The organism is Gluconobacter sp. (assembly GCF_047722525.1).
Classification (GTDB): domain Bacteria; phylum Pseudomonadota; class Alphaproteobacteria; order Acetobacterales; family Acetobacteraceae; genus Gluconobacter.
In genome coordinates, this window is the sequence record NZ_JBDNYY010000053.1 from 1 (window position 1) to 5,055 (window position 5,055).

At 59.5% G+C, this 5,055-nt stretch carries 8 protein-coding genes; 4 read left to right on the forward strand and 4 right to left on the reverse strand.

What is annotated here, in order from left to right; genetic code table 11:
* Window positions 1-307, forward strand: a 307-nt coding sequence (locus ABF859_RS15315; protein WP_415528491.1) for a hypothetical protein, incomplete at its 5' end; no start/stop codon positions are given.
* A 69-nt stretch (window positions 308-376) separates the two neighbouring features.
* Here the strand turns inward: ABF859_RS15315 and ABF859_RS15320 are convergent.
* Together ABF859_RS15320 and ABF859_RS15325 are read right to left on the reverse strand one after the other, a co-directional pair.
* Window positions 377-1,117 (reverse strand): hypothetical protein, encoded by a 741-nt coding sequence (locus ABF859_RS15320; RefSeq protein ID WP_415528500.1) that lies wholly within the window; start codon window positions 1,115-1,117, stop codon window positions 377-379.
* Window positions 1,118-1,186: 69 nt separating this feature from the next.
* Complete coding sequence (locus ABF859_RS15325) at window positions 1,187-1,375, reverse strand: hypothetical protein (protein WP_415528492.1); 189 nt, start codon at window positions 1,373-1,375, stop codon at window positions 1,187-1,189.
* Between the two features lie 161 nt (window positions 1,376-1,536).
* Between ABF859_RS15325 and ABF859_RS15330 the strand changes: the two genes are divergently transcribed.
* From ABF859_RS15330 to ABF859_RS15340, 3 genes are read left to right on the forward strand one after another with little or no spacing between them, the layout of a single operon-like run.
* Entirely contained in the window at window positions 1,537-1,791 is a 255-nt protein-coding gene (locus ABF859_RS15330) for a type II toxin-antitoxin system Phd/YefM family antitoxin (RefSeq protein WP_415528494.1), read from the forward strand.
* Entirely contained in the window at window positions 1,791-2,219 is a 429-nt protein-coding gene (locus tag ABF859_RS15335) for a type II toxin-antitoxin system VapC family toxin (protein WP_415528495.1), read from the forward strand. The genes ABF859_RS15330 and ABF859_RS15335 overlap by 1 nt, the downstream gene beginning before the upstream one ends.
* Entirely contained in the window at window positions 2,212-2,457 is a 246-nt protein-coding gene (locus tag ABF859_RS15340; protein WP_415528496.1) for a hypothetical protein, read from the forward strand. Before ABF859_RS15335 ends, ABF859_RS15340 begins: the two co-directional genes overlap by 8 nt.
* 163 nt (window positions 2,458-2,620) lie before the next feature.
* On the opposite strand, the gene ABF859_RS15345 is transcribed toward ABF859_RS15340, so the two are convergent.
* Window positions 2,621-4,051 (reverse strand): hypothetical protein, encoded by a 1,431-nt coding sequence (locus ABF859_RS15345; RefSeq protein WP_415528497.1) that lies wholly within the window; start codon window positions 4,049-4,051, stop codon window positions 2,621-2,623.
* 573 nt (window positions 4,052-4,624) lie between these two features.
* A partial coding sequence (locus tag ABF859_RS15350) for a TetR/AcrR family transcriptional regulator (RefSeq protein ID WP_415528498.1) occupies window positions 4,625-5,055 on the reverse strand: 431 nt, incomplete at its 5' end.

Here is a 5,055-nt window from a genome sequence, read left to right on the forward strand (position 1 = left end):
TGGCCGATGGAAGCATCCGGAGACGGGGCATTGGTTCAATGGTCGGGGCAGGCGGATCTCGCCTCCGGACCTGATCGAGCATCTGCAAATACGACAGACGAAGGTGGTTCTGGCAGCGGCCCATCTGAATCATGATCCCACCAGCAACCGGCTGCGCAATCTGCGCGCGCTGTGTCAGCGCTGCCATCTGCTGCACGACCGGATGTATCACCTGGCCCAACGACGTCTGACGCTGCGACGGCGTCTGGCGCTCGGGGATCTGTTCGAAGGTCTGTATCGGGCCGGGGTCCCGCCTCTGGGCCTGTAACGGGTCGGAACAGGCAGGCGTCTGGAATGCGACGCAGGCCTTCAGACGGCAGGGGAAGGGGGCTGTTTCCTATCGCTCACCGATCAGATGTTCAATGTGCGTAACGTGCCCGGCCCTGATGCCAACGCGCGTCTGCGCCTGCCGCACGAATTTCCGGTTCAGCTCGCGGGCCAGCGTTTCGCCGTCCTTGATCGGCACAACACTGTAGGTTCTGATTGCCCAGGAGATGTCGCACTGCCAGTCGGTATGGCGGCTGCGCGTATGCCACTGCTTCATGGCCTGGTCTCCGCACCGCGCCGCTTCGGTGTGGCTCCAGCCATTCACCTCTGCCATCCAGGCCAAAGCAGCACCCTGCCTGCCCTCGGTCATGGTCTTTCCCCAGTGACGCACGCCATGGCAGTCAGGGCAGAGGGAAATCACCCCTTTGAGGGTCTGGATCCGACGCTCGTCGTCATACGCCCACCCTTCGTCAGCCTCGACCGGCCATTGGGGACCCCGTCCTCCGCACACCCGGCAACGGGACCCGGAGCGGGCATAGGCATCCTTCCGGATCCGGTTCCAGTCTTCGGGCGCCAGGAAGGCGCGCAGATTAAAGCCCCACAGAGCCTGCGGCACCATCCACGGACGGATGTAGGGGGCCTTGCGGTCCGGCCGATACCGGTAAGGGACGAACGGCAGGAGAGCGTCGAGCTTGCCCAGGTGCGCCATCCAGCACTTCTGCTCCCCGTTGAACGTGGCACCGCCCCGGGCTGCTTCCTTACGGCGCTCAAACGGGACGCAAAGAGGAATGAGTGTCGTCAAGGCAATCACCACAAAAGGGACGGCCGAGCATGGCCGCCGTGGAAAGAGGGAGTATCGAGGCGCTCGGGATATATCCCGTCATTGCTGACGGGCCGACCCCGGATCATTCTCCCGCTCGAGGACCACGCTCGCGTTTCTCTCAGTCGCGTCAGCAGAACTGTCCTTCGGCCGCGGGCTTTCCGAAGAGGCTGCGCGGCTGCGCGCCTCCGCCACGAGGCGTTTGACGCGCTCGACTGCCATTGCACCACCATGCTCCATCGTGTTCATCAGCTTTCTCCGTTCAGAATGTCAGCTCCAGGTCGGGCACCTGCCCTGTGAAGGACACTGGCTGGCCCGTTTGTGAGTGCAGACCGGAAGAGCCCGATTTCTGTGGCGCTGCCTGCGTCATTGTAGTAATGTCGCTACATAAGAAACAGGAGGCGCCCGAGATGACTGTCACCACATTTTCCAGTCGTGAGTTCAATCAGGACACGTCCCGGGCGAAAAAGGCTGCCGTTGAGGGGCCTGTCTTCATCACCGACCGCGGCAAGCCGGCCCATGTTCTGCTGAGTATCGACGACTATCGCCGGCTGACCCGCAGACCGCGAAAGATCGCGGATGCACTCGCCCTGCCTGGTGCTGAAGACATCGAGTTCGATCCGACGCCCATGACCCTCGGCCTGCGTCCCGCGGACTTTGGCTGATGTTCCTGCTGGACACGAATGTCGTTTCCGAACTGCGAAAGGTGCGGGCGGGCAGGGCCGACCCCAATGTCGCCAGATGGGCAGAGCAGGTGGAGGCTGAGACCCTTTTCCTGTCTGTCATCACCGTCATGGAGTTGGATGTCGGTGTCATGCGGATCGAGCGCAGGGATCCCGCCCAGGGAAGCGTTCTGCGGAACTGGCTGGAGAACTACGTTCTACCCGAGTTTTCGAAGCGGGTGCTTCCCATCGATCTGGCGGTCGCCCGCCGCTGCGCTCACCTGCATGTTCCGGATCCGGGCCCGGAGCGCGACACCCTTATCGCCGCGACCGGCCTGGTACATGGCATGACGGTTGTGACACGGAACACGGATGATTTCCGGTATTCGGGGGTGCCACTCCTCAATCCATGGAAAGCACGGCATGACTGATCACCGGCAAGACTGCAGCATGGCCGATTGTGAAGCCCTGTTCGTCGAGGGACTGAGGCAGTTCGTGGATGCCTGCGCGTATATCAACGCCGCCCTCCCGAACGAAGCGGAAGACGCCCCTTGGACAGTAACGATGCATCGTCTTGCAGCGAGCGCTGCTGAGGCAGCGGAGAACCTTGAAGATCCCTCCGCAAGTGAGATTGCCCTGTGGGCAGATGAGGCAATGAAAGTCCGCTAAGCGGGGTAAGCGGAAGGTCTGCTTTGTGCAGGGCGACCGGCAAAACCGGACACTCACGTGGAAAATCCTCGCGAAGGCGCTCAAGACAAAGTACCTACCTCCATCGCGTGCTCTTCGACTGCTTCCTGCCCTGCCAGGTGGCGGACATTGGCTTCAATAGCTTTTAGCCGATCGTCGGCGGAGGCTGGCTCAAAGGTCGGTGCTCATGGTTTGGCGAGGCATAGTCAATGTATTGATCCGCCGCGTTGGTGATCCGTAGCAGTAGGCGCTGAAATAAACCTCTCAATAGCTTCATGTCGCGGATCGCCTCCAACTCTTGACCCTGAGGGATGGGAGCGCCGTGGGCGGCCTTGTTCCGCCGGCGCCAAGCAGCGTCCTCGTCTTCACCCAGCTCGAGTTTCAGGGTGGCCATGACGTCCTTAAGCCGCTGACGCTGATCAATGCGATTGAAGGTGGGCAGTTTATCCTTCAAGGCCACTTTCGCCTCAATGGAGACGTCAGCGCTGGCAATGACGTCGCTGAGCGCCGCCCTGAGGGCTTTCCATTCGTCTTGTGTAGCCCAGTCCTTTCGCACCTTTCTCGGGTTAGCTTTGGTGTAGGCACTCTGCAAGCCCTCAATCGCCGCGCCGAAATGAGCGGGGGCGATATGCGGAGGGGCAGCGCAGGCATGCCAGAAAGCCCAATGCAGGTTAGCAAGATCTAAGACGTCAAACGCTGTCACAAACGCCTGGATCGCCCTTGTTAACTGGCGGGCACCTAACTCGTTCAAGAAGCGGTCGCCGAGCGGCGCGAGTTGGAGGGTTTCAATGTCGAAGGCATGGCGGCGAAGGCTGTAGGCGCTCCGCGCTAATGTGGACACGACGTTCCATTCGGCGTCGTAGTGGGTTGTTCCGAAATCGACCAAGTAAATGCCCATCGCGAAGGAAAGGCCTGTGCGGACCTTCTTTCGGAACTCCTCATCGGGGACGCCATCGTAAACAATGCACCCGGGCTTGATGGCACCAGTCCGGTCTTTTTCGTCGAGCGCGCAAACGTAAAAAGTTATTCCATCCACGGTCAGTTTGGCGGAGTTTCGCGAGCTGCTGAACCGTTCAGTATCGCTCGTAATGGTTATACCGTCGTTGAGCGAAATTCTCCGCGTCGTAATGGTTTTAGTGACCACATCGGAAGCCGCGGGCCACATGTATGGGCTCTGGGGCAGGTTTTCGAGCCAGTCAATGACGTATAGCGCGGGCGCGCCGGAAGGGTTGTTGGTCTTAGCAATATGAACCTGGGTCAGTTCCGTTAGAGACTGCTCACTCACACCCTGGGACTGACGATGCTGGCTGTAGGGCACTAGCCCGAAAAACTCTCCTTCGAGGCCGCCTACGCTGCGGAGGAGAGCCCGCTCAGTAGTCAAGCGAACCGAGCCTGGCGGCTGATCGACTGCCGCTGACGTAGCATTGGGGGCAGCTTCAGTCTCCAAAATCAGATTCAGCTTTTCGTCCCGCCGGATCGAAAAGCTGCGGATCGGCTGATGTAGGGGGCCGGCATCGGTGATTTCGAAGAAACCCTTGTTCAGGATGCGAAGGCATTCCTCGGTCAGTTCGAGCATCAACTTACGTCCTCTTAGAGAATCTCAGGTTGGATGAATTCGCCGGTGGGCAAGGTCATCTTCTGGTCGAACAAACTATAACCGTTTGAAGACCCATCGGGGGATGATGTGCTCGCCATGGACGCCTTGTCCCTCGGCGAGGAGCCGCAAACTAAGCAGGCGTCGCCCATAAACGATCTTCTCGACGAACCGCTTACAACTCATCAGTAGGACGCGGCCGTCCCCAACCGTACGGACTACACGCTCCCGCACCTCAGGCGAAAATCCCTGACTCATCGTGTTCATCATAGTTCCTTCTCACAGATAGGAGCCTCCGGGAAACACGGGACGCTTCAGATCCTTAGCCACGCCTATGATACAAGCTGTCCGCTAACCGGCTCGCGCGCAATGTCGCTTACGTCTCAGATTTAGACGACTGCTGTCTGCCTGCTAAGCAATCGGCCATCGCCGGGTACGAGATTTTCGCGTCAAAACTGTGTTAGTTCTCCACGGTTTTCTCACATCCATTTAGCCTCCTCACTTGAGGTGCGATGAAATTGGCGTTTGAAACCCTGGCTGCACCAATCCGCGAAATTATGGCTCTGCGTCCGTTATGCCGTCTGAAGTACGCCGAAACGGCTGCAGCCGGTCCGTTAGATAGAGTCGGTGCATTCGCCGCAATTCGTCAGGCGCGCCTGACGTCGTGGGGGCGTCCTTCGCCAGCATGCCGCGCAACACTTTCATGGTGTTTAGAACGACCGCAGCAATATCTCTCGCTAGTGCGTCCTCCAACTCTGGCGCACAGACACGCAATGCTGCCGCAATTCCGGCTATGGCATGTCCTCGTGCACGATCACGGATCTCCATCTTGTCAGTCCGTGCCTCCATCAGCGCAGACAGGGATTTCACGCGAGGATGAAGCGTGACAAGCAGTTCGATCAGAGCGTCCGCCAGAGCGTCCGGGGATAGTGTGGCGGCACGTTTGGCGAGTGCCGCGTATTCGTCTTCCAGAACGGCGATATGCC

What these genes read in the sequence shown, in the direction of transcription:
- ABF859_RS15330 (WP_415528494.1), top strand. Translation starts at nt 1,537, where the DNA reads ATGACTGTCACCACATTTTCCAGTCGTGAGTTCAATCAGGACACGTCC.
- ABF859_RS15325 (WP_415528492.1), bottom strand. Translation starts at nt 1,375, where the DNA reads ATGAACACGATGGAGCATGGTGGTGCAATGGCAGTCGAGCGCGTCAAA.
- ABF859_RS15335 (WP_415528495.1), top strand. Translation starts at nt 1,791, where the DNA reads ATGTTCCTGCTGGACACGAATGTCGTTTCCGAACTGCGAAAGGTGCGG.
- ABF859_RS15345 (WP_415528497.1), bottom strand. Translation starts at nt 4,051, where the DNA reads ATGCTCGAACTGACCGAGGAATGCCTTCGCATCCTGAACAAGGGTTTC.
- ABF859_RS15340 (WP_415528496.1), top strand. Translation starts at nt 2,212, where the DNA reads ATGACTGATCACCGGCAAGACTGCAGCATGGCCGATTGTGAAGCCCTG.